The sequence below is a fragment of the Microcoleus vaginatus PCC 9802 genome (assembly GCA_022701275.1).
GTDB lineage: Bacteria > Cyanobacteriota > Cyanobacteriia > Cyanobacteriales > Microcoleaceae > Microcoleus > Microcoleus vaginatus_A.
On the sequence record CP031740.1, the window covers coordinates 1,028,539 to 1,052,158 of the forward strand.

Sequence of the window (23,620 nt, forward strand, 5' to 3'; positions counted from 1 at the left end):
CGAGGTTAAGTGGTGAAAGTTGTTCTCATAATTTTGGCTGTCACCGCAGGATTGGGGGCGGCAATCGAAGTGATCCTGCGGGTGCTGCTGGGTTTTGGTAATCCCTTGATTTACATTGCCGATGCCGAGTGCGGCTATTTGTTGGCGCCCAACCAAAAGGTGCGTCGCTTGGGCAACCGGATTGAGATTAACGAGTATTCGATGCGTACTGGAGCGATCGCCCCTACACCCCCTCCAGAAACTCTGCGTGTTTTGCTGTTGGGAGATTCTGTCGCCAACGGCGGTTGGTGGACACATCAGACAGATACGATCTCGGAAATTATGGCTCGGAATTTGAGACTGCTAGTACAGAATATGGCTAAAAATACACAATTAGCTTCACAAGTCAACTATTCAAATTTTGAAGTTCTCAACGCCTCAGCCAATTCTTGGGGGCCGAGGAATCAACTTGCTTACGCCAAGCGGTTCGGTGTTTTTGGGGCAAAGGCTTTGGTTTTGCTGCTCAATACTGACGATTTGTTTGCATCGGCTCCGTGCGATCTGGTTGTGGGGCGCGATCGATCTTACCCGGATCACAAACCCCGATCGGCTACGCTAGAGTTATTGCGCCGCTACCTGCTAGCTGCAGTGCCGACTCGCCAATTGGCAGCACCCGGAGCCACAAGCGGCGATGTAGTAGGCTGCAACTTAGAGGCTATTCGCCAAATCCAGAAAATAGCTGTATCCGCCAACATCGAGTTTTTGCTAGCCGTCACGCCCAAGCGGGGCGAACTCGGCGGCCCGGGCCCTCGCGACTGGGAAGTCAATGCTAGAGCGCGTCTCGCCGAACTCGTAGAAACAGAGAAAATTACTTACATAGATTTTCTTCCCATTTTCAATTGTGCGGCCGAATTTCCAACTTTGTATCGAGACAGCATTCACCTGAGTCGTCAAGGAAATCAGCTAGTTAGCAAAACCATCAGTCGTCAAATAGTCGCTCTTTTTTGGCATAAATCGTGACTTCACCTAAAGAGGGATACTTGCCCACGACTTCTGTTGTCGAGAGCAAAAAAGTTGAAACCTTAGTTCAAGCCCCCAGATTCATCTGCAGAGTCAATCTAAGATCTAAAATCGTTCGACTGAGCGCAACTCGACGCTCGCACTCGCCGAACTTCTCACGCCGAATTGTCCAATTTCAAATCGACTGACATCGAATCCGGTTGCATGGGAACAGTTACCCTCTTCAACGAACAACAAACCCAAACTGTAAAAGCACCCGGAAACGACACGATTTGTCTCGATTTAGCTAACTTGCAAAGTAGACTCTAGCTCTTTCGGATACCAAGCTTGACCGTCGAGAGCCATTTGCTCAATCAAACTCGCAAGCCGCAGAGCTTTGAGAGCTTGTTCTCCTCCCACAGAAGGCTGATTTCCACCCCGCACGCAATTAATAAAATGCTCCAATTCTGCGTGGAGCGGTTCAATATTGCTGGTGTAAACTTTCTCGATCAACCCATCTTGACGGTAAAGCACCTGACCGTAATCCGTCACGTAATTGGCGGTTGTTTGTCGGTGAATCAAGATTTCGTTGTTGAGAAAATCTGCCTCTGTCAGAGAATTCTTGCAGTGAGCCACGATTGAACGGAGTTTGCGGTGCGTCACCTTACTGGCAGTCAGGGTGGCGACAATGCCGTTAGCAAAGTTCAACGTCGCTGTCACGTAGTCTAAATAACCTGAATCTGAGGCCCTGCTACCGCTGGCCGTCAGCTTCACCACTTGGGAATCTGCCAATTCCAACAGTAAGTCGATGTCGTGGATCATTAAATCCAAAACTACCGATACGTCGTTAGCCCGCTGGGAATAGGGACTCATCCGGTGAGCTTCCAATGCCAGTAACTCTTCAGTTTTCAGCACTTTGCCGAGTTCCTGAAAAGCTGGATTGAAGCGCTCGATGTGACCCACTTGTAAAATCCGGTGGGCTTCAGCAGCCGCGTTGACCAAAGATTCGGCTTCGGCAATGCTAGCCGCGATCGGCTTTTCAATTAAAACGTGAACACCCGCTTGGAGACAAGACATCCCCACAGGGTGATGCAGGCGAGTTGGAACGGCGACGCAAACTGCATCTACGTGGGCAAGCAAATCTCGGTAGTCTTCAAAGAAGCGAACCCGGTATTTGCTTGCTACATCTATTCCCCGCTCTACATTTATGTCTGCAACACCCACGAGTTCGATATCTTTTAGCAAGCTCAGAACTCGCGTGTGATGCTGGCCCATATTGCCAACCCCAATCACCCCAATGCGGAGGGGTTCGGGTTGACTTCGCTGGGCGAAAACGTTTGCGTATCCCAATGACATCCTATCTAGCACTCCTGGATTCTCCTCCACCACCACAGGAATCAAGCCCCTTGGCTTCCCTCAGCTACTCACAGCCATCCAGATAGTACCACAGTCAAACTATTTGTGAAGAATTTCTAAGTTCAGTGGCGATTATCGCATCAGGCACTTAACCAGTAGCTACTCATACACAAGGGCAGAATAAAGGGGTAAAATGTCGGGAAATTGCGTATTGACAAAATTTATTAAGTGTGTATATACATGGGGACGATCGTCCGCAGCATCGCCACAACACAAACCCGTCGGAATATTGGGCGATGACGATCAAACATTTTTCTAGTTTGTGTTCAAAAGTAATAGTGAAAGTCATAAAGTATACAAACAACAGATGACGCATTCGTATTAGTTGGGTTATTTACATTCGGCAATCTTTGAATTCAAAAAAATTTACTTTAAGAATGCGGATAATTACGGGCGATCGCTCACTCAAATAAACTAGACTTACGTAAAGTTTAATAAAAAACAATAAGTCAAAAACAAAGGCCCAGATTAGGAAGTGCGATCGCTAGCACAATTTTAAGTTTGTTTTCAGCCGCGTCATTGGTAGGAGTTGACAAAGCACAAGCCGCCGTACTCACCTACAATATCAATTTGGACGGTCAAGGTAGCGGTTTTTTAAAGGTGGATAACTCCTCGCTTACAGGAATAGACTTTGAAAGAATTGCCGTTTCCGAGGGAAAATTATACGGTTTCACTTTTCCAGAGTTGGGAAGCAAAAAACAATATGATAATTTGGTAGGGGCTACAGCTATATTTGCTCAAGGGGATTTTTTGGGACTGTATGCAAGCGGCAGCGACTCTGGGATAAGAGACCATATCATTCCTCCAGACGAACCGGATGGGCCTTGGTTCTTGAGGGTTGAGGGCAGCGCCTATTGGTCTATCGGAGTTACCTCTGGCTCGTGGAGTAGGGAGTTAGTGCACAGACAGGTGAACTATCAATCATATATAGACGATGGATCGATCATCACCGAGAGCTATGTTATATACTCCAGATATATCTCCAGCAATGCCGAGATTTCTTACACCCTAGTGGATACCGAAGCCGAACCAGTTCCCGAACCTCTCACCGCAGGGGCGGCAGCTTTAGCATTGGCTGGTTTAAGTTGGTTAAAACACAAGAAAAAAATGGCAGCTTGAGGTGCGATCGTACATCAACAATTAAGCACTCAGAAGTCACTTTTCAAAGAATATTCGAGTTGCAAAATTTTGCTCTCGATTGGGAGACAGAGCTCGGGCTTTCAAAATCGCGGCTACCAAAAAGGCATAGGACAAAACTCCCACCAAGGCCAGCAAAAGTACACTGACGGCTCCCGACGCATTCCACAAAGCGTGAAGTGCCGAAGCGCTGAAATAACCTACGCCCAAAATAGGCCAGCGTTTTCTGGGTTTGAGGGCGCTCAAACCGATAAAATATCCCAAATAGCCGCTGTAAGCCATGTGTCCGGCGGCGGAGCCCAAAATGCGGGGAATTAGCAACTGCAATCCTACTAATTGTCCGGCGTCCTGCCCTGCTTGCAGGGTGACATTTTGGATGACATTGGGAACGTACTGTCCCAGAGTTTCTAACAGTGTAAAGCCGACTGCCGAAGCACTTCCTAACAGAATTCCGTCTAAAGGTTCCCAAACGCCGATTCGCTCGCGCCACGGATTTCGCAGCCAATTTCCCAGCAGCATCGCTCCCAAAACGGGCAGGGCTTTCAGCAATTCTTCCATCAGACCCGCCCCGAAAAACATTCTGTTCAAAAAAGGCAAAAAACTGATTGTTTCGCCTTCGGTTGGCAGGTGACCGGGCAAAATTTCTCTAAATACGAATATAAATCCAATCAATAACGGGCTGGTCACAATCAGGACTGTAGCTAACGCCGAACCAAGCAATACCCACCATGGCTTGTGTTTGCCGCACAGTTGATAGATAAAGTAGTAAGCCGCACCGGCGAGGTAAGCTGACAGCAGCAAATTGAATGCTGCGGAATTTCCAACGGCGACAAACATCGACACGACAACAATAACTGTGGCAATACCTGGATATAAGTAAGCTTTTTGGCTTAATTGTTTGCCCGTTGAGGCGATCGGGAATAATTGAGTTAAAGTGAGATTGTCTTTTTCACTAGCAGCAAAATTGCCCGTTTGTGGTGCAGGGAATCCGGGTTTATTTTGGTAAGGGGTTAGGGGAGATTCAAATATGAATTCAGGGCCGTCAAGACCGAGACTGATGCGATCGCCTGTTTCTAAAGTTTGGCAGCCAGAGAGCTTTTTTCCGTTGATATAAGTTCCGTTAGCGCTGTTGAGGTCGCAAATTTCCCATCTCGTCAAAGTACCCTGCGTTAGGGGACGGATCATGGCGTGGCGACGGGAAACCATGCCGTGACCGATCGACTCTAAAGCTATTTGACAATTGCGATCGCGTCCGATGACCAATTCCCCATCTTCAGACAGTTGGTACTTCGATGCTGGCGTTCCCACAGCGTCTTTGGCTGGCACTTGTCGCAGAAATCCGATTTCATTAGTCATGAGTTATCAGTCATCAGTCATCAGTCATTAGTCATTAGTGATGAGTTCGCGAGCTGTTAGCTGATGTTATTTTTGGGCAGTCTTTATTCCACAGTGATTAGTGATGAGTTCGCGAGCTGTTAGCTGATGTTATTTATCCGCTATTTTTATGCCACAGTTATTAGTTGTTAGGTGCTAACTAATGACTAATAGACATCTCCAAAAATTCTTGTAGGGATTAGGGGTTAGGCATCCTGCCTGCCCAAAACCTACTTTTCTGGAGATGTCTAATGACTAAAAACTCATGACTAAAAACTCTGCTTATAGATTTGCCCTGGCATCCTGAACGGCTGCATAGAAAAATATGCCAGTTAGCGGTACGCTCAGGGCGAGGATGATGCCGGTGACTAAATTGCCAAGTTGAGCTTCTCCCGATGACAGCTCAAAGATCGAGCCGACTGCCGCGATCGCAGTGATGCACGAAAGAGCTAAGAGTAAACCACTTTTCGGAGTTCCTGCCATCATACTGATTTTACTGCCTTGGGCGAAAATTTATGCTTGACTAATGCTTCATTCAGTGCCAGCTTGTTTTCTACTCTGTCTACAAACAGCACTCCGTTGAGGTGATCCATTTCGTGCTGAATTGCCCTCGACAGTAACTCTGTTGCTATCAGGGTTTGTGGGCGGCCGTATTCGTCGCGGTAGGATACTTCAATGACTTCTGGCCGTTTGACTTCTAAATAAACTCCCGGAATGCTCAAACACCCTTCTTGCAAGATGCAGATATCGCTGCCGCTACTTTTGATGGTGGGGTTGATCAAAACCATTGGGGGTGTGGCGGGGTTTTCCGGGTCGCAATCGAGTACGATTACTTGTTTGTTGACTCCGACTTGGGGGGCGGCCAAACCGATGCCATCGGCACTGTACATGGTTTGCAGCATTTCTCGGACTAGCTGCCGAATTTCTGCATCAACGCTTTTGACGCGCTTTGCTGGCTGCCGCAGGACGCGATCGCCTAATGTGTGTATTGTTAGGGGCGGTTTTTCTAACTTTTTCTTTTCAATCAAGACCTGAGCCGTCATAGAACCTCGCGGGATGTTTGGAAACCCCCAACTAAAGCTGTTGGGGGATGAAATTGGAACCAATACTATTATTTTCAATATTAATCTAATTTTAAGTAGCCATGACTGGAAACGCACCAAACCAACGGCCGATTATTTCTCTGGGGCTTTCGCCTGTTTTAGTGGCAGTAGAGCTTTTAGGTGCGATCGCGATTTTGCTGGCTGTTTTGCTCATCGTCAAGTTTTGGGCCGTTTTGCCCGATCGAATTCCGATTCATTTCGGCTTAGGGGGGCTGGCTGATGCTTGGGGCGACAAGGTGACGATTTGGATCATGCCGGCGGTTGCTGCCATTATTTTTGCGGTTTTAACTGCGGTTTCGCGCTATCCGCATACTTTTAATTATCCGGTACGAATTACTTCTGAGAACGCTCGCCGGCAATATCTGTTGGGGCGAGGCCTTTTGGCTTGGGTGAAGGCGGAGATTTGCTGGCTGTTGGCGTTTGTGGTGCGGCAGCAAATTCTTGTCGCTTTGGGCAATGCTCAAAGGTTTAGTGTGGAGTTAGTTTTGGGGATAATTGTTTTGATATTTGGGACGGTTGGGGTGTATTTGCTCAAGTCTTATTCTGCTCGCTAGAGGTATGGTCAAAAACTTACATATACCCAAAACAACCCTTTCTCGCTCGACTTTATTTAACCGATGTTAATAATATATAACCTCTCAATAATCTAGAAAAGTCGTTTGTGATGAGAAATAAATTACTCAAAATTTTTTGAAAATTTTAGTTCTCACTATAAACATTTTTGATGGCGGATAATTGAGTGGGCATGATAGGAATCACAGGCGAGAAGTTTGTGCTAGGGTAAACGGGGATCGACTAACCCATCAGATATGTTTGCTGATTGTTCATCGGCCATACTCGCAACCGTCGATTTTTTAAATCAGGTTCTAAGCCTAGTTCTTCCATGGGAATCACGCCCAGCAAAACAGCAGAAACGCCTTCGGGTAACTCTAAACAATCAAATCTCCCTTCTCTCCCCTCTACAATAATTTGAGCGCCTGCAAAAATTCGACCTTTTTTGATGCCCGCTGATGTTTCTACATCTCTTTCTCCTACTTGCCTTAAACCTAGTTGGCTAATAATAAGAGCTGGCAAGGAAAGCAGAGTTGCTCTGGTATCGACAACAACGTTATCGAGGGTAACAGAGCGAACTTCCTCAGCAGCAATGAATCCCCGTTCAGCCATAACTAGATCGATGAAATTCGTGAGGGTGATTGTAGTGATTACTTGACCCATTTGTTTTTCTTGCATATTGGGGAGTACCAGGGTCATAATATGTTACCTCTTTGAGTATAATTAGTGGATATTTAGATTGTAATGCTATCTAGAATCCTGCGAAAGTTAGTTAAAATCGTTATAATGACCGGCTAAAATTAGAACTTGCCTCAACGCATGACACCAGAAAACAACTCTTCTCAACCCAATCGCCCTGAATCTAACGTGACTGTAGAAAGTCTCAACGGTGCGAGCCCTACTGCGCCCCCAGAATCAGGGACAATCGTCGCTACTGCTGAACCGAAAAAACCGGTACCGCCACCTCCAACTCGCAAGGTTTTATTGCCGCAGCAGCCGGAACAAACGACTACTGAGAAGTCTGGGTCCGTGGTGACGCTGGGGTTGATCGCAGCGATGATTTTTGGGCTGGCCAATGACAACATTTGGCTGGGCTTAATTGGCGCCGTAGGTGCGATCGGCATATCGCTGCGGCTGATGTGGCCGAGTTGGGGCAAAATCTGGGCGCAGGTAATTCCGCCGACTTGGCGCACTCTGATCGTCGCCTGCTTCGGGCTTTTAGCTGGGATTGTTGGCTTGCTGATGCTCAGCGGTAGTAATACTGAACCGGGAAGCCGCAACATCCAAATCAACTGGGACGCCATCGGCGCTCTCGGCGAGTTGATCGGCGCTTTGGGCCAAATTTTGATCGCAATTTTAGGCGTTTATGTGGCTTGGCGACAGTACGTTATCTCGAAAGATTTGACGATTCAGCAAAATCGAATTACGCAGCAGCAAACGATCGATGCTTATTTTCAAGGGGTTTCGGACTTAGCGCTTGACGAACAAGGGTTTTTGGAAGACTGGCCGCAGGAAAGGGCAATCGCAGAAGGCCGCACGGCTGCGATTATGAGCAGTGTAGATGCTGAAGGTAAAGCTAAAATTCTGCGGTTTTTGTCGCAGTCTAGATTGGTTACTCCTCTGAAGCGCGATCGGCTTTTAGGCCGCCCCATCCTTGACGGTGACGGTGGCTACGCTGAAGATAGAGATCACGGTATCCGTGTTATCGATCTCAATGTCATGTTAGCGGGTGCTGACCTGGCTGGCACTGATTTGCGGTGGACGGATTTGAGCGAAGCCAACCTCGTCCGCGCTAATCTCAGCAAGTGCGATTTAGTGAAAGCCAACCTCTCCCGCGCTGTCTTGTACGACGCCAATCTTGCTCGCGCCGACATGAGAGGCGCCGCATTATTCTACGGCTCGGCAGAAACTGCATCTCCCCGCAGCCGTACCGAATTTCCTAACTATCAAACGGGTGAACATACCGGCGCTGTGGTTGAACATGCTGATTTCACCGGTGTCAAGCGGCTGTCGGACGAGCAGCGCTATTACTGCTGCTCTTGGTGTGGCTCTAAGTCGAGAGAGACTATTCCCGGTGGCTGCGAAGGGATTCCCAATAAACTCGGACGTTAAAATTAGTAGTACGCCTGTACTTACGTATATATTTGGCTAGCGCTCGGCAGCGGACTATACTTTAATTTTAAATCTACAGTCTTGCGCTGTTTTAGCCATGGCAAATACTGATTTAGGGCTAGAAGTAATTCCGCGCCTGGAGCGCTCCAAAAGCAGGGACGGGTTAATTTTTGTAATTGCTATGTGGTTTCTGAGCCGATCGGTAATTGCGATCGTGATGCAGATAATCGCTCCTTTAGTCTGCAAGAACCCGCCAGTGTATGCCATCCGGCCACCTCTGGGTTTTGTCAGTGGCTTCCTTCCCAAAAGCGGTTGGGAACTGTTTTCGCACTGGGACGGTAAATGGTACACCCAAATCGCTAACTTAGGCTACAGCTATGCAAATGACGGGCAGCAGCATTCCGTTGCCTTCTATCCGCTTTTTCCCTTACTAATTCGGGGGCTGATGACCCTGGGAATGCGAGCCGACGCAGCAGGGGTATTAATCAACTCTTTGGCGTTTTTGGGCGCGTTATTCGTGGTGTACTTTTGGGTAGAGGAGCGATACGATGCTGGTACAGCGAAGTGGACAACTGCTGTGCTAGCTTGGTGTCCGTTCTCACTATTTTGCACTGTCATGTATACAGAAGGATTGTTTTTGTTCCTGACAGCATCGGCTTTACGAGCTTTTGAGAGGGGCGAGTATATTTGGGCGGCTTTTTGGGGAGCTTTGACGACTGCGACTAGGGGGCCGGGAGTGGCGCTGATACCTACTTTTTTACTGACAGCTTGGAGGGAAAAAAGACCTCCCCTCGCTTATGCTGCGGCTTTTGCTAGCGCGATCGGGTTCTTTTCATTTATTTTATACTGTGCTATTAATTTGGGAGAGCCTTTAGCATTTATTCGCATCCAAAAAGCCTGGGGTCAGCCTACTTGGTGGGAGATATTTAAGGACTTTTTCAGTTTCCGCTTGTACGCTGCTACTAAAGTTGGGATGGTTTTTGGCGGTTGCTATTTGTTGTGGTATTTACGAAAAAGGTTGAGCATTACAATCCTTTGCTTCGGTTTTTGCTCTTTGGCCCTGCTGGTTACTTCGGGAGCTTTACAATCGGTAGAGCGCTACGCTTACGGTATTGTGCCGCTGTCAATAGGTCTTGGCTTGTTATTGGCCGCTAGGCCTCGTTGGGGTTACGGGTTGATGGGATTGTTTGGTATATTTCTGCTGCGCTTTTCCTTGAGATTTGCTAGTTGGCTGTGGGTAGCTTAGGGGCGATCGCTCTTAATATCTTTTGCCCAAACTTAATTTACCTGAAAAAAGGGGTCTAAAGCCCCGTCCTTCTAGGACGGCTTTTCTTGATTCTCTACTTGTGTTAGAGTTATTTATGTCAGACATTGCGACGTAAAATGCTGGTATTTGAAGCAAAACTTGAGGGAGAGAAACAACAGTATGAGCGGCTCGATGAAGCCATTCGTACTGCGCGTTTTATTCGCAATTATTGCATCAAATACTGGATGGACAACCAGAAGATTGGACGGTATGAACTGAGTGCTTATTGTGCTGTTCTCGCCAAGGACTTTCCTTGGGCAAGTAAGCTCAACTCTATGGCTCGTCAAGCTTCTGCTGAACGAGCTTGGTCTGCGATTGCTCGGTTCTACGACAACTGTAAAAAAGCTAAACCAGGAAAGAAGGGATTCCCGCGCTTTAAAAAGCATCAAACACATGGTTCTGTAGAATACAAAACCTGTGGCTGGAAGCTGTCGTTCGATAGAAGAACTATCACTTTCACCGATGGTTTTAAAGCCGGAAGTTTCAAGTTGTGGGGAACCCGTGATTTGCATTTTTATCAGTTGAAGCAGATTAAGCGTGTCCGGGTTGTCCGTCGTGGTGACGGGTACTACGTTCAGTTTTGTCTTGATGGTGAGCGAGTCCAGAAGCGAGAACCAACGGGTAAAATTATCGGTTTGGATGTTGGGTTGACGCACTTCTACACTGACTCGGACGGGCAAACGATTGAAAATCCCCGTCATCTTAGGAAGTCCGATAAAGCTCTCAAGCGGCTTAATCGTCGTCTTTCTAGAACCCAGAAATGCTCTAAAAACAGAGCCAAAGCAAGAAATCGCTTGAGCAAGAAGCACCTCAAGGTAAGCAGGCAGCGTAAAGATTTTGCCGTGAAATTGGCAAGATGCGTTATCCGGTCTAATGACTTGGTTGCCTATGAGGACTTGATGGTGCGGAACATGGTCAGAAACAGAAAGCTGGCTAAATCCATTTCTGATGCCGCGTGGTCTACTTTCCGCCAATGGTTGGAATATTTTGGCAAGGTGTTTGGAGTGACGACGGTTGCTGTTCCACCCCACTACACCAGTGCCAACTGCTCTAACTGTGGGGAAGAAGTTAAAAAGTCGTTGAGTACGAGAACTCATAAATGTCATCATTGTGGGTTTGTACTTGATAGAGACTGGAATGCGGCTATCAACATTCTTGAATTAGCACTCCGTACCGTGGGGCACACGGGAACGTTATACGCCTCTGGAGACATTGATCTCTGCTTGGGTGAGGAGACTCCTCCGAGTAAGTCAAGTCGCAGAAAGAGGAAGCCCAAAGAGTGATCTTTGGAATCACCGTGGCTTTAGCCCGGTGAGGATGTCAATCTATTTCCCAAGCTGCCTGAAAAAAGTCTCTTTCGCACAGCATAGCGTAGCGATAGGTTGCTTCTACTTCCGGCCCAGCTTCTGCGTAGCGATCAACCAAACTTTCCAGCCGTTTTGCTAAAATCTCAAAATCCGGGCTGCTATAGGTGGAAATCCAGTCGCTAAAGGCGTGTTCCGGTATATTAGGTTTAGCTAACTGCTGTCCCAAAAAAGCATACAACCGCAAGCAAGGAGTCATCGCGGCTGCTGTCAAACCGACACCGCTTCCCCAGGCTGTCGCTAATAAAAAATCTGTGTAGCGGCGGGTAGCGATTCCCGGTTTGGCTTCTTGCAAGTTTACCCCCCATTTTGCTGCATATCCTTGATGCAAACGAAGTTCTTCTAAAACACCGCTGCCGAGATTGTGGAGGATTTCAAACCCCTCCCAGTCGGGTGCTTTTGCCGCAGCGATACTGTAAGCGCGAGCGAAGGCTCCCAGAAAAAATGCGTCTTGTGCAACGTAATATGCAAAACTATTTTGGGGGAGGCTGCCGTCAGCAATGCCTCTGACAAAGGGATGTTGCAGACAAGCTTCGCTTAAGTCTTGATTTGCTTGCCAAAGATAATTGGAATTGGTCATACAATTTTGAATAGATGGGTTATGATTGTAATTTTTATAGTCTGACTAAACATCTATGATAACCGATATTTTCGTTGGGCGTGCGTCAGTCTTATGGTGTCTTTTATTTTTCGTATTTAAGAAAATAGATAAGTTTTGGTAAGCTGCTATTTTGTCTGCTGCTGTTTTCTGGATCACAGACCGAGATTACGTGCCGAACCTCTCTCGTGAAGCAGCCCGGGTGTTTGGGGGAAAAGAAACTTTTGATTGAAGGGTTGAAAAGCCGATTTTTAAACAGAAACTGCAATGAACGATACACCTAAGTATTCTTTGGTAATTCCTATCTATAACGAAGAAGAAAATATCGCTGAATTGTATCGGCGAATTAGTGCAGTGATGGATCGGCTGGACGGCCCAGTAGAATTAATTTTAATCAATGATGGTAGCCGCGATCGCTCTCTCGAACTTTTGCGAGAATTGCACGAAAAAGACTCGCGAATTTGCTACCTTAGTTTTGCCCGCAATTTCGGTCACCAAATAGCTGTAACTGCTGGTTTAAACTTTTCTACTGGTCAAGTTGTAGTCATCATGGACGGCGATTTGCAAGACCCGCCCGAGCTAATTATAGATATGGTAGAACAGTGGCGGCAGGGCTATCAAGTTGTTTACGCTCAGCGCACCCAACGCCGTCAAGAAGGTTGGTTTAAGCGGTTGCCAGCTTATATGTATTATCGCATTTTGCGGCATCTTGCTGATGTTGATATTCCCATAGATACGGGGGATTTTTGTTTGATGGATCGCTGTGTAGTGGACGTACTCAATGCGATGCCTGAACGCAACCGCTACATTCGGGGACTACGCGCTTGGATTGGTTTTAAACAAACGGCGGTTAAGTTTGAACGCGATCCGCGTTTTGCTGGCGATGTTAAGTATACGTTCAGTAAATCTTTTGCCTTGGCGATGAACGGTTTAGTATCTTTTTCAAAAGTTCCCCTCCGACTTTCGATTTATATGGGGTTATTTGCGGCATTTGTATCTGTGTTAATGGCTTTTTTGATTTTGTATTGGCGGATATTTTATCCAAATTCTGCCTTAACGGGTTTGACAATTGTGATGATGGCGGTTTTCTTTTTGGGTGCGGTGCAGTTGGTTAGTATTGGAATTTTGGGCCAGTATATAGGGCGTATTTACGAGGAGGTGAAGGGCCGACCGCTTTATACGCTGGCAGAAGTGGCTGGTTTTGGCGATCGACACCGATCGCCAAAATAATTTTAGCAAATAACGGTTAACTCATCGTGCCTCAATTATCTAATTTATGAGATAATTTAAGATCCTAAAATCTTCTCAAGACTCATGTTTAAACTTTACGAGTATTCCCCATCGGGCAATTGCTATAAAGTTCGCTTGCTCTTAACTCAACTTAATATTCCCTTCGATCGCACAGAAATTGATATTCTCCAAGGAAAAAGCCGCACACCTGAATTTTTGGTCAAAAATCCCAATGGCCGCATTCCGGTGTTAGAAATCGCACCGGGTAAATTTCTGTTTGAATCGAATGCAATTATGTTTTACTTGAGCGAAGAAACTGAGTTTTTCCCCACCGATAAATTTGAACGCGCTCAAGTCATGCAGTGGTTATTTTTTGAACAGTACAGTCACGAACCTTTTATTGCTACTTCTCGTTTTTGGTATTTGACAGGGAAGGCTGAAGAATATCAGGAAGCACTCCAACAAAAACAAGCACCGGGTTATGCTGCTTTGGGGGTGATGGAACAGCATTTAGCAGAAAATGAGTTTTTTGCGGGCGATCGCTATACAATTGCTGACATAGGTTTATTTGCTTACACTCACGTTGCTGACGAAGGTGGATTTGATTTAACCAGATTTCCAGCAATTCAAACTTGGATCGATCGCGTAAAAAGTCAACCTCGATATATAAAAATTACACAATGAAATTAAAATGAGGCTAATTACATCAAAGCTCGAAATCGTTCATCATCTCGGATACTGTCAAAATCTGGGTTGTGTTTTGCTTGGTTTCGGCTAAAACGAGGTGCAATATCAATCGCTTTCTGTAGATTATCGATAGCCTGTTCTATCTCACCTTGTAGTGCGTAGCAGCAGGCTTTACCGTAATAGCCACTCTCATGCTTAGGATTTTGCTCGATCGCTTGTTCACACTCAGCAAGGGCTTCGGTGTATCGACCAGCCCTTGCCAAAATAATGCCACGATTAGCCCTGAGTATCACTTCTTGAGGGTTTAAGCTAATTGCTTCATCAATGGCTGTAATAGCTTTCTCAAAATTTTTGAGAAGACTTAATGCTAGTGCTTGAGTGTTCAGTGCTTGAAGATTCTTAGAATCAATTTTAAAAGCTCGATCGCAAGCAGTAAAGACTTCCTCATATCGCTCTAAATCAAGGAGAGCAATCCCTTGATTTACCCAAGCATCAACAGATTTAGGAGCGAGGTCAATCACTTTTTGATAACTTTCCAGTGCTTCCTCATATCTCTCTAGTTTTCTGAGCATATTCCCTCGTTTTACCCAAGCATCAACAGATTTAGGAGCGAGGTCTAGCGCTTTTTGATAACTTTCGAGCGCTTCCTCATATCTCTCTAGATTATTGAGTGTATTCCCTCGATTTACCCAAGCATAAACAGATTTAGGATCGAGGTGTAGCGCTTTTTCACAACTTTCCAGCCCTTCCTCATATCTCTCTAGATTGCCTTGTACAGCCCCTCGATTTGCCCAAGCATCAACAGATTCAGGATCGAGGTCAATCGCTTTTTCAAAACTTTCCAGCGCTTCCTCATATCGCTCTAGATTGCCTAGAGCAACACCCTGCCCAACAAAAGTGGATGCATTACCTTGGTCTAACTCCAGTGCTTTCTGATAGCAATCCAGTGCATCCTTGTAACGTTCTGCACTTTCCAGTAAGTCACCAAGCATTGAAAAAAGAGTATGCTTCAGTTTCGGATCGCAGTGAGTTAATTTTTCACACTGGCTTTTCCCTTGCAACAGTGAATCAGTTATTTCTCTGAATGTATTGCAACGTAAAGACTTATAGATCAGTCCTGCACACTTGCCTAGACTATCCTTGAGATCACCAACATAGCCCAACAGGGATTGAATAGATACTTCAATTTGTTTGGAAAATTCCTCAATTGCTTGTTCTGAAGGAGTATTCTCACCTTTAAATTTAATCTTGTATTTTTTTGGGTGTATATGTAGAAATTTCCAGCCAAAGCTGAGAGCTCTTCCGGAATCTTTAAAAAATTTGTCTGTCGCTTTGGGAAGCAGATTCTGGTTCTCTTCACTTATCTCTGCACAAATGAAAGCAAAGGGAGCCATAAATACATCTGGTTCTTTCAGATACACTGCGGTAAAGACCTGTTCAATATATTTTTGGAGTCCTTCCTTTCCCTTGCCAAAAAGATTGTAATAGAGAAACTCTGCCATCAGCTCTCGCCAATCCTCATCCTCATACTGATCGGGTAAAAACATTTCAGGAGTAACAAGTTTATCCGCTTGTTGCTGGAAGTAATTGGCTAGTAAAGCATGAGTTTTGCGAAACAGAGTTTGATCCTCCTGAAAATAGGACTGCCGAAAGACATCCCGCGCCACATCATCTAAGCGGTAGTGCCCTTTGGTAAACTCAACAAAATCTAAGTCTTTCAACCATTCAAAGTAACCCTCTGCATTATCGGCATCTTGTTGTAAGCCTAATTCAACGCTTCCAAGCAAATACCGAATCATCGCCCGATCGAACCATAGACAACAAGCTACCACATACAAAACTTTCCGATTCCGGGGCTCTATCCCCTGCAAAAGTAATTCAGCGATCGCTTGGTTTCCTTGGGAAAAATCAGGTTTTTTACCTTGCTCTCGTTGCTTCCGTACCCAATCTAGATAATAGGGTAATCCCTGTGTTGCTTTGTAGATTTTGGCGCGTATACCGCCATTTTCAATGCCAATTTGCTTGAGATATTCATGTGTATCCTTGATGCTAAAATTCTCAAGTGGCACCTCAAAAAGCAACTTCCGATCCTGGTTGAGCTTGCGCCAACCCTCATCTGCTTCCAGCGATCGCCGCCCTACAACCACGAGCCTTACTGGTGCACAAGACAAGGCAGTATCTTCGACCAAATACTGCCATAGCCATTGATTCAGGTAAGACTGTGCTTTTTCATAGGTATCCAAAATCAGCACCAGCGATCGTCCTCTGCTTTGGGCAATTTGCATCAGACTTTCAGCAAATGCCTGCGTCAGTTTGGAAACTGGCTGTAACATAAGAGCCAGTAGCTCAGGCTGGTCTTTGGTCGCAGGGTGATTCCGCACTCGCTGCTCGATCGATTCTTGCAAGCTGTCTGCATCCTCTCCAATGGCCGCTAATGCAGAAAAACCTACCCCTGAAACATTAAAAGATGTCGGCTTACTTGAGGTGGAGGTCAAACCTATTAGGTTTAGCCATATGAAGCGTTCAAACCAGCTTGTAATCTTCCTTGCTTCTTCGCTGCTAATTGTTTCACCATCAATTGACTGATGACTCAACTTGTATAGAGTTGACTCAAACTGCTGCTTCTTTTGTTTAAATGAATCAGCGATCGTTTCACGTCCAAAACGCTCAACAGCCTGCTCATGTACCTTTCGCATCAATTTTAGGGGAGTTTCGATATCAGGCGTTTTCGTAAAACAAATCTCCAGAAAATCAACTTTGCCTGCATGGGCATCCTTTAACCGCCCCAGTAACGTTGTTTTACCAACTCCGCCAGTTCCGCAAATATTGAATAGCAAGGGTTGTCCCTCAGATTCCTTGAGTGCTAAGGCAAAGCGTTCTAAAAGCCTTTTCGCCTCCTCTCGTTCAATGTAATGGCTATCTGGCACTCGCGATCGCATCGGAGATTGACGATTCATCTCGGACTGAGCCGACTGCTGAGTCTCTTTCTTTGCTAATTGTGCCGCTTCTAATCGTGCCTTCAGGTTATCAACTTCTTGGCGTTTGTCCTTCAGTTCGATATTTAGATTTGACGGCCTTGTCAGGCTGGTGTAGCCTGCTGCCTTTTTCTCTAAATCTGCAAGCACCGTTTGGGCAATAGCCAGTGTTTCTTCCAAAGCAGCGCAATCATCCATTCGATTTCCCATCCCTCAATCTTGCTTCCAATTCTGCCACCTCTCGCTGTTTTTCCTCTAGGTCAATCTGCAGATGAACAGGCATTTGCAGCCTTCCATAGCCAGCAGCCTGTTCTTCTAGAAAAGCCAGCGATCGCTTCGCCATCGCCAAGGCTGGGGTCATCACCTCTTGATTTGTCATCACCCTAGGCAACTCTGGACTCTGGGTTTGGCTGGGCAGTCCCTTGCCACCGCGCAACAGTGCCACTGGGAAATCCTCCGTCGCTGCATTACAAAACGGGGTTTGTTCTCGGTGACAGAGGTTACGGGCACTCTCTGGAACCGTTTTTCCCAAGTGAGTCATGACGTTGAAAATTGTGACGAGGCGATCGCCCGGTTGATTTGCCGCTCCCTTGAGCGCCTCAATCAGATGATACGTATAGAGACTGAGGCCCTCTGGACGCACGTAAGAAGATTGATGTCCTCGTGATGAGGTGAACACTGCCCGACCTTCCCCCTGCTTCAGGGCATCATTCACCCCTTTCGAGAATTCTGTACGCAAAAAGTCTGCTGGCAGATCGTTCTTAGCGGTAGCCATCCCCTCCGCATAACAACTATAGTCATTTCAAATAAATCTGAGACAAATGCAAGATGATGTAAAATCAAGAAAAATTGTTAACTCGGAGCCGAAAAATGGCATACAGTCTAGATTTAAGAAAAAGAGTAGTGGATTATGTGGAAAATGGAGGGGGTATAACTAAAGCCGCCGCCCTGTTTAAAGTAGGAAGAGCAACAATATACAGATGGCTAGGGAGGGAAGACCTTCGAGCCACTAAGGTAGAACACCGTGAGCGAAAGATAGACTGGGAAGCGCTCAGAAAAGATGTAGAAGAAAATCCCGAAGCAAGATTAATAGAAAGAGCAAGGAAATTCGGGGTGAGAGCGAGTGCCATATGCTATGCCTTAAAGAAAATGAAAATTACGAGAAAAAAAAAGAATATCGTTATAGAGAAAGGAATAGAGAAGAAAGAATACAATACTACCAAACACTGAGAAATTTAATTAAAGCTCATGGGAGTAAAAGCCTTGTATTTATTGATGAGTCAGGGTTTGAAGAGTTTCATGCTTGTGTTTATGCGTGGTCAAAAAAAGGAAAAAAAGTATATGGGGATAGACAAGGAAAACGCGGAAAGAGAGAAAATTTAGTAGCAGGAAGAAGAAAAGGAAACAAGGACTTGATTGCACCTATGGTCTTTACAGGGAGCTTGAATGCAGAAAGTTTTGAAGGGTGGTTAGCTTTATATTTATTGCCATCTTTAACAATACCATCAATATTAATCATGGATAATGCACCGATTCATCGTAAGACAGCAATTAGACTGCTGGTGGAGGAAGCAGGCCATCAGATACTTTTTTTACCAAAATACTCTCCTGACTTAAATGATATTGAGCATGATTTTAGTGCATTAAAGAGAGCTATAATGTATTCGCATTCTGCCACATCTCTTGATGAGATTATTCGCGCTTATTGTGCAACTTAGTGTCTCATTTTTATTTGAAATAACTATATCAATGATTACCCAGAGACGTTTAGCCTTGATATTGCGTAACTTCTCATTCAATGTTTCCGCTAAAAGGGCTGTTTGTAGAATGGCTTGCTCATTAAAATCATGTTGGACTAAGTAGTAAGCATTACTGGCATCGTGAAACCCACCATGCCCAGAATAGTAAATGACGATCGTGGCCTCTGGGTCTGCATCTGCACATCCTTTTAACCAGTCCAGATCCTCCAAAATGGCACTGCGAGTCGCACCCTGGTTCTTTAACAACCGGACATGATCGGGGGTATTGGGATATGCGCAAAAATTTGCGTCAGTCAGCACATCTTTGAGCGCTTCAGCATCCGTGACTGTTTCTGGAAGTGAATAGCCAGGGTCAGCAGTATTACCAACACCAATCAACAGCGCGTAACCGTGGGTAAATAGATCAGACATCTAAAAAAAACTCCAGCAAAAAATAACAATCCCTCAACCCGAGTTAATAATATATAGTTACTAAACTTAGAATAAACTAAAAAACACAATCAAGCTACCTCACAAATAAATTATAGAGTAAGCTCTTACTTTCATAGCTTACTGGTTATCGCTACCTTTTTCCCAGTTTCGCTCGACTTGCTGGCAGCATTGGCAATTTTAAAACCTTACAAATTACTGGAATTATTTACGTATAAAGGCGTAAAAATTTAAAAGTATTTCAACACCGTATCGGTATATTTTACCAGCAAAACGCGCCGCTTTCATACTTTGATAGGGCGCCTATTTTTCCCTGAACTAATTGACAAGATTTAGGAGTAAAAACCAGGGTTTCTTCTTCTCCGTAGATGGTAAAAATGTTGTCAGACTGCCAAAAAGTCTCTCCTTTTCCATAAACAGCTTCAGCGGCAAGGGTAGTGGCAAAGCGCCACTTTGCGTTGCACAAACAAGCTTGGTATAAATCCGGCTGACTGTCCCAAAATATGGCATCTACCGTCTTTTGAAGAAAAATCGATCGCACTGCCGCAAAAATTAGAATCAAGATAATCGGACTCTTGAACAGATTAAGCAACAGTATCAATGCGATCGATTTGTGTTTTTGCTTGAGGCTGTTTGCGGCGCCGTACTCGCTCAAGCTTTGTTTCGCGTCTTGACGGCTTAATCCTGCGGTTTAGAGTGTGTCGGGTGAAGCACCTGCTCTGTGAGTAAGCGCCGAAATGTTGACTTTGGATTCATTATTTTATACCTTATTTTTATTCTTAGTCTTAATGCCTCGAACTAAAGAAGAACCTTAGGTAAGTTGATAATAAAGCTTGTCCCCTTGCCCTCTGCACTTTCAACCCCAAGTGTCCCTTTATGGGCTTCAGTAATACTCTTTGCTAAAAATAATCCTAATCCCCAGCCGGTTTGCTCCTCGGCAGAAATGGTTCGACGAAATTGTTGAAATAGGATGGATTGAGCGTCTAGGGCGATCGGATCGCCTTCATTATGGATAGTAAGGCTGATCTGCGTTTCAGTTTGCTGGAGCGTTAGTGTAATCGGCGTACTAGGCGCACCATATTTCACAGCGTTAATTGCTAAATTTTCAATCACCCGCCGTATTTCTTTACGGCTGCAAAAAGTCCTGATATCAGGGTCAGAAACCACAACAAACCGCTGTCCATAGGCGAAACTCAAATCTTCTACTACCTCTTGGACTAGCATCTCAAAATCGCATTCTTCAAGTTCAATCTTTAAGCTCTGCCCTGCCCGCAGCCGACTTGCATCAAGCAGATTTTGAATCATCGAATCCAGCCGATTGATCGCACCCAGCATCCTCGCGGCCACATCCATGTGGGTATCTCCTCGTTCCAGCCGCCGCAGAGTCAGTTGAGTTCCCATTTTTACGACATTGATGGGATTTCTGAGGTCGTGAGTTAGCGTCACCATAAATAGTTCTTGAATATCTCGTAGCGTTTCGGAGAATTGAGTGGCAGCGTCATTAACGGCTTGCTCAATGGAGCCGATAATAATGTCTCGATCCTGCACTCCTAAAGGTGCTTCTTCTTCTAAAACTTGAAATATTACTTGACGGAGGAGGTGATACTCGAAAATTAGGTGAGTCATGGAGTAGTCAGCATACCCCGCCCGTTCCTGCCCATGCAGCCTGCCAATCCGCGTACTTTCTACCTCGTCGGCTGTGATTCGGGCAGATGTCCTAACAATTCTGTTTGAGAGTTCATCTACCAGTTGGTTTAAATACAGAGGTAGGGAATCTTGCAAGACAAGAGAAGTTTGATGCGTTGATGCACCGATTTCATCACGCGCCCGCTTCTCCCACATCCGCATAATTTTTTCAGAATTTTGTTTAAGACGGTCAGACGCTTGGTTGGACATCGTTTCTGATTTTCTGGATGACTGGTTGTTGAGAGAAGATTTTCTCCCTTATTTATAAGGCCACGCAAGCAATCTTGCAAGTATAGAGGCAGCCTCAGCCTTTAGCAGGTTAGCAAGTAACAGGTCTAAATCTCCTCGTGAAACAGGCTTGAATATCAGTTCCCATTGCGGTAATTTCTACCGACAGGGCTTGAATTGATTTTGCACTCGCTAATTCTGCTTCCTCATTCTCGGCATTCTGACTCACCAATAAATTTGATGCCAAAATCCTAGATAAAGACGATCCAAATGGTGATACCATCGCTTCTCGGAGAGAATTCAGTCCCCAAATTAGGTCAACATTTAGATGCCAAAGATTACATCTGTTCGAGTTCTATTCCTCTGGTTTCCTGCTGCCACTTTGATTGCACTTAGACACACACTTTTTTGAGTCGGGGCAACTAACTCACCTTCTCCCACCATGTCCGTAGTTTCGGCGTTTGAGGGGTAATCACTTCAAAATCTGGAGTTTGGGAAATGTAGATAAAGATGGGAATCACGTAGAAATTAGCAATGCTCGCTTCGCTGCCGACCAGATAGGGGCTACCCGCAGCTAGCGACTCGATCGCCTCTATAGCACTTTGTGCAGGCGCGATCGCATTTTTGACTGTAGCCTCATCTGTTTGGCCGCCCTGACTCGGCACAATCAGTCGCTCAATCACAATAGTTCCAATGGCAGGGCCATACAAATAGCTATAAATAATCGCCCAGATTTGACGCATCCTAGCTTGGAACAATGGATCGGAAAAGCTCAATTTGCGATCTGCTTTAGGGAAGGGGCACGGAAATGGAAGATCAGCTTCAATAGTGGTATAAAAGTAATGATGGCGATGGAGCTCGCCGAAACCGCCCTTCGTTATTAATAATCTTCATAACGTTTAAAAGGCTGATGGCTCCTACTGTTCCGACTTGTGGCGGAAGGGTAGGATAGTGCGGATGCCTCGATCGATCTTTCCCCTACAAGTCACCTTCATCGATTCAGCTTCAAGGTGGCGTGATGTTAGAAAGTATTATCTGGATTTTATTAATGGGCTTTTTTGTCGGGCAGATTGCTCGACGGCTGAAAGCTCCAGCACTCGTAGGTATGGTGCTGGTGGGCATTTTATTAGGCCCCCAACTGGGCAATGTCATTAGCCCAGAGGTTTTGGGCGCTGCGAATTCCCTTCGCACCATTGCCGTGATGGTGATTTTGATGAAGGCGGGGTTAGGACTCGATCGCGAAAAGCTATCCCAACAGGGAACTGTGGCGCTGCGATTAGGCTTTCTGCCTGCGGCTTGCGAGGCCATCTCTATTGCTGTCGCTGCGATGTGGCTACTTCAGTTTGATTTTTTGACGGGGCTACTGCTAGGCTGCATCATTGGCGCGGAATCTCCAGCAGTAATTGTTCCCGGAATGCTGCGGTTAAAAAGTCTAGGTTGGGGAGTAAAAAAAGGAATTCCCGATGCGATTCTGACTGGAAGTGCCTTGTCAGATGTATTGCTGTTGCTGGTGTTTAGCCTACTGCTAGCATTTCTGTCCCAAGGGAAAGCTACAGCCATTACCTTACTGGGAGGAATAACCCTCAGCCCTGTGCAATTGCTGCCATTTCAAATCCTCATCCAAATTACCTTGGGCGTGCTGTTGGGATGGGTGACTGCTCGAATTTTGGTGTCACTATTAGTCAAGCAAAACTGGACCCAGACTGCGGTTCAGGACTCCCTAGTCGCTGCTGGCTTTGCCCTAGGGCTGGTAGTATCAGCCGAACATATTCCGGTTTTCTCTGGCTATTTGGCTGTCATGGCGGCGGGGTTTTTCCTGATTGAGTTGGATGCGCCTTTAGCACGAAGATTGCGGGGCGGCTTTGACAGTTTGTGGACGATCGCGGAAATTATTTTGTTTGTGCTACTGGGAGCCAGTATTCAACTTAATGTCTTAGGAAATACCTTGCTGGTTGGTCTGTTGGTGTTGGCGATCGGGACTCTGATTGGGCGATCGCTCGGTTGGTATCTTTCCACTTTAGGTAGTAATTGGACTGGGAAAGAACGGCTGTTTTTGCTAGCAGGAAATTCGGCTAAGGCAACGGTACAGGCGGCGATAGGGGCGATTCCCCTAGCTCAGGGCATTGCTGGTGGCGAGACGATTTTGGCGATCGCAGCTCTCTCAATTTTAGTAACCGCTCCCTTGGGTGCTTGGGCAATTCCTACCTTTGCTCCCAAACTATTAGAAAAAGGCGAAGTTGACCCGACCAAAGTAGCTATTTCCGGTCGTCCAGTTTTTCTCACAGCAGTAGACGCTTCCCCCCTAACAACAGATGTTTTAACTAAGACCGCAGACTTAGCTCGGCGCAGTGATGGGGATGTGATTGTTTTGTATGTAGATAATCTGGGAGATAAAAGCACCAACTTACAATTACAACAACAAGCACAACGAACCTTATCAGATATTCGCTATGAGTTCCTGAGTCTTTCTGGTACAGTTCCAGAGGAGATTATCCGCGTGGCGCAAGCTCGGCAAGTGACATATATTGCGATCGGAAAACGAGGGCATCAACCTTGGGAAGAAGTGCTAGTCGGTTCGGTTTCTCAAGCCGTCTTAGAAACCAGTCCTATTCCTGTCATCTTGGTGGAATCTAGTTACAAGTAATCCCAAATATGGGTTTTATCTCCCCTTGATACTCTTCTCCC

At 45.8% G+C, this 23,620-nt stretch carries 20 protein-coding genes and 2 pseudogenes; 10 read left to right on the forward strand and 12 right to left on the reverse strand.

Annotation, left to right across the window (positions count from 1 at the left end):
- The first annotated feature begins 12 nt into the window (after window positions 1-12).
- Window positions 13-999: an SGNH/GDSL hydrolase family protein gene (locus D0A34_04370; GenBank protein ID UNU18202.1), complete on the forward strand. Its 987-nt coding sequence runs from the start codon at window positions 13-15 to the stop codon at window positions 997-999.
- Window positions 1,000-1,281: 282 nt separating this feature from the next.
- On the opposite strand, the gene D0A34_04375 is transcribed toward D0A34_04370, so the two are convergent.
- Window positions 1,282-2,334: a gfo/Idh/MocA family oxidoreductase gene (locus D0A34_04375; GenBank protein UNU18203.1), complete on the reverse strand. Its 1,053-nt coding sequence runs from the start codon at window positions 2,332-2,334 to the stop codon at window positions 1,282-1,284.
- 579 nt (window positions 2,335-2,913) lie between these two features.
- Between D0A34_04375 and D0A34_04380 the strand changes: the two genes are divergently transcribed.
- Window positions 2,914-3,513 (forward strand): hypothetical protein, encoded by a 600-nt coding sequence (locus tag D0A34_04380; protein ID UNU18204.1) that lies wholly within the window; start codon window positions 2,914-2,916, stop codon window positions 3,511-3,513.
- Between the two features lie 36 nt (window positions 3,514-3,549).
- Here the strand turns inward: D0A34_04380 and D0A34_04385 are convergent, their stop codons facing one another.
- The 3 genes from D0A34_04385 to def form a co-directional block, all read right to left on the reverse strand.
- The gene (locus D0A34_04385; protein ID UNU22167.1) at window positions 3,550-4,875 is read right to left on the reverse strand and encodes a PrsW family intramembrane metalloprotease; all 1,326 of its coding nucleotides are present in this window, start codon (window positions 4,873-4,875) and stop codon (window positions 3,550-3,552) included.
- A 312-nt stretch (window positions 4,876-5,187) separates the two neighbouring features.
- Window positions 5,188-5,391, reverse strand: coding sequence for a hypothetical protein (locus tag D0A34_04390; protein UNU18205.1), 204 nt, complete (start codon window positions 5,389-5,391; stop codon window positions 5,188-5,190).
- Window positions 5,388-5,948 carry a peptide deformylase gene (gene def / locus D0A34_04395; GenBank protein UNU18206.1) on the reverse strand — a complete coding sequence of 187 codons (561 nt, stop codon included), beginning with the start codon at window positions 5,946-5,948 and terminating at the stop codon, window positions 5,388-5,390. The genes D0A34_04390 and def overlap by 4 nt, the downstream gene beginning before the upstream one ends.
- A gap of 101 nt (window positions 5,949-6,049) precedes the next feature.
- Here def and D0A34_04400 point away from each other — a divergent pair, with 101 nt between their 5' ends.
- A complete protein-coding gene (locus D0A34_04400) occupies window positions 6,050-6,562 on the forward strand; it encodes a DUF1648 domain-containing protein (protein ID UNU18207.1) in 513 nt (170 codons plus the stop codon).
- Between the two features lie 241 nt (window positions 6,563-6,803).
- On the opposite strand, the gene D0A34_04405 is transcribed toward D0A34_04400, so the two are convergent.
- Window positions 6,804-7,259, reverse strand: a complete 456-nt coding sequence (locus tag D0A34_04405; GenBank protein UNU18208.1) for an aspartyl protease — start codon at window positions 7,257-7,259, stop codon at window positions 6,804-6,806.
- 120 nt (window positions 7,260-7,379) lie between these two features.
- Here D0A34_04405 and D0A34_04410 point away from each other — a divergent pair, with 120 nt between their 5' ends.
- The 3 genes from D0A34_04410 to D0A34_04420 all read left to right on the forward strand — a co-directional run bounded on the left by D0A34_04410 (window position 7,380) and on the right by D0A34_04420 (window position 11,261).
- On the forward strand, window positions 7,380-8,672 hold the full coding sequence (locus D0A34_04410; protein UNU18209.1) for a pentapeptide repeat-containing protein: 1,293 nt from the start codon (window positions 7,380-7,382) through the stop codon (window positions 8,670-8,672).
- Window positions 8,673-8,769: 97 nt separating this feature from the next.
- Window positions 8,770-9,918, forward strand: a complete 1,149-nt coding sequence (locus tag D0A34_04415; GenBank protein ID UNU18210.1) for a hypothetical protein — start codon at window positions 8,770-8,772, stop codon at window positions 9,916-9,918.
- Window positions 9,919-10,055: 137 nt separating this feature from the next.
- On the forward strand, window positions 10,056-11,261 hold the full coding sequence (locus D0A34_04420) for a transposase (GenBank protein ID UNU18211.1): 1,206 nt from the start codon (window positions 10,056-10,058) through the stop codon (window positions 11,259-11,261).
- A 37-nt stretch (window positions 11,262-11,298) separates the two neighbouring features.
- Here the strand turns inward: D0A34_04420 and D0A34_04425 are convergent, their stop codons facing one another.
- On the reverse strand, window positions 11,299-11,922 hold the full coding sequence (locus D0A34_04425; protein UNU18212.1) for a TenA family protein: 624 nt from the start codon (window positions 11,920-11,922) through the stop codon (window positions 11,299-11,301).
- A gap of 285 nt (window positions 11,923-12,207) precedes the next feature.
- Here D0A34_04425 and D0A34_04430 point away from each other — a divergent pair, with 285 nt between their 5' ends.
- Both D0A34_04430 and D0A34_04435 read left to right on the forward strand, forming a co-directional pair.
- A complete protein-coding gene (locus D0A34_04430; protein ID UNU18213.1) occupies window positions 12,208-13,170 on the forward strand; it encodes a glycosyltransferase in 963 nt (320 codons plus the stop codon).
- Window positions 13,171-13,254: 84 nt separating this feature from the next.
- Window positions 13,255-13,854: a glutathione S-transferase family protein gene (locus D0A34_04435; GenBank protein UNU18214.1), complete on the forward strand. Its 600-nt coding sequence runs from the start codon at window positions 13,255-13,257 to the stop codon at window positions 13,852-13,854.
- A gap of 17 nt (window positions 13,855-13,871) precedes the next feature.
- Here the strand turns inward: D0A34_04435 and D0A34_04440 are convergent, their stop codons facing one another.
- Together D0A34_04440 and D0A34_04445 are read right to left on the reverse strand one after the other, a co-directional pair.
- Window positions 13,872-17,042: a tetratricopeptide repeat protein gene (locus D0A34_04440; GenBank protein ID UNU18215.1), complete on the reverse strand. Its 3,171-nt coding sequence runs from the start codon at window positions 17,040-17,042 to the stop codon at window positions 13,872-13,874.
- Entirely contained in the window at window positions 17,023-17,607 is a 585-nt protein-coding gene (locus D0A34_04445; protein UNU18216.1) for a hypothetical protein, read from the reverse strand. Before D0A34_04445 ends, D0A34_04440 begins: the two co-directional genes overlap by 20 nt.
- Window positions 17,608-17,702: 95 nt before the next feature.
- On the opposite strand from D0A34_04445, the pseudogene D0A34_04450 reads away from it, so the two are divergent.
- Window positions 17,703-18,550, forward strand: a pseudogene (locus D0A34_04450) (IS630 family transposase).
- On the opposite strand, the gene D0A34_04455 reads toward D0A34_04450, so the two are convergent.
- From D0A34_04455 to D0A34_04470, 4 genes and pseudogenes are all read right to left on the reverse strand, one after another.
- Window positions 18,476-19,003, reverse strand: coding sequence for a caspase family protein (locus D0A34_04455; protein ID UNU18217.1), 528 nt, complete (start codon window positions 19,001-19,003; stop codon window positions 18,476-18,478). The pseudogene D0A34_04450 and the gene D0A34_04455 sit on opposite strands and share 75 nt — an antisense overlap.
- Before the next feature lie 280 nt (window positions 19,004-19,283).
- The gene (locus tag D0A34_04460; GenBank protein ID UNU18218.1) at window positions 19,284-19,676 is read right to left on the reverse strand and encodes a hypothetical protein; all 393 of its coding nucleotides are present in this window, start codon (window positions 19,674-19,676) and stop codon (window positions 19,284-19,286) included.
- Between the two features lie 143 nt (window positions 19,677-19,819).
- Window positions 19,820-20,917, reverse strand: a complete 1,098-nt coding sequence (locus D0A34_04465; protein UNU18219.1) for a sensor histidine kinase — start codon at window positions 20,915-20,917, stop codon at window positions 19,820-19,822.
- Between the two features lie 440 nt (window positions 20,918-21,357).
- Window positions 21,358-21,720, reverse strand: a pseudogene (locus D0A34_04470) (glutathione S-transferase family protein).
- 233 nt (window positions 21,721-21,953) lie between these two features.
- On the opposite strand from D0A34_04470, the gene D0A34_04475 reads away from it, so the two are divergent.
- Window positions 21,954-23,579 carry a sodium:proton antiporter gene (locus D0A34_04475; GenBank protein ID UNU18220.1) on the forward strand — a complete coding sequence of 542 codons (1,626 nt, stop codon included), beginning with the start codon at window positions 21,954-21,956 and terminating at the stop codon, window positions 23,577-23,579.
- The last annotated feature ends 41 nt before the right edge of the window (window positions 23,580-23,620 follow it).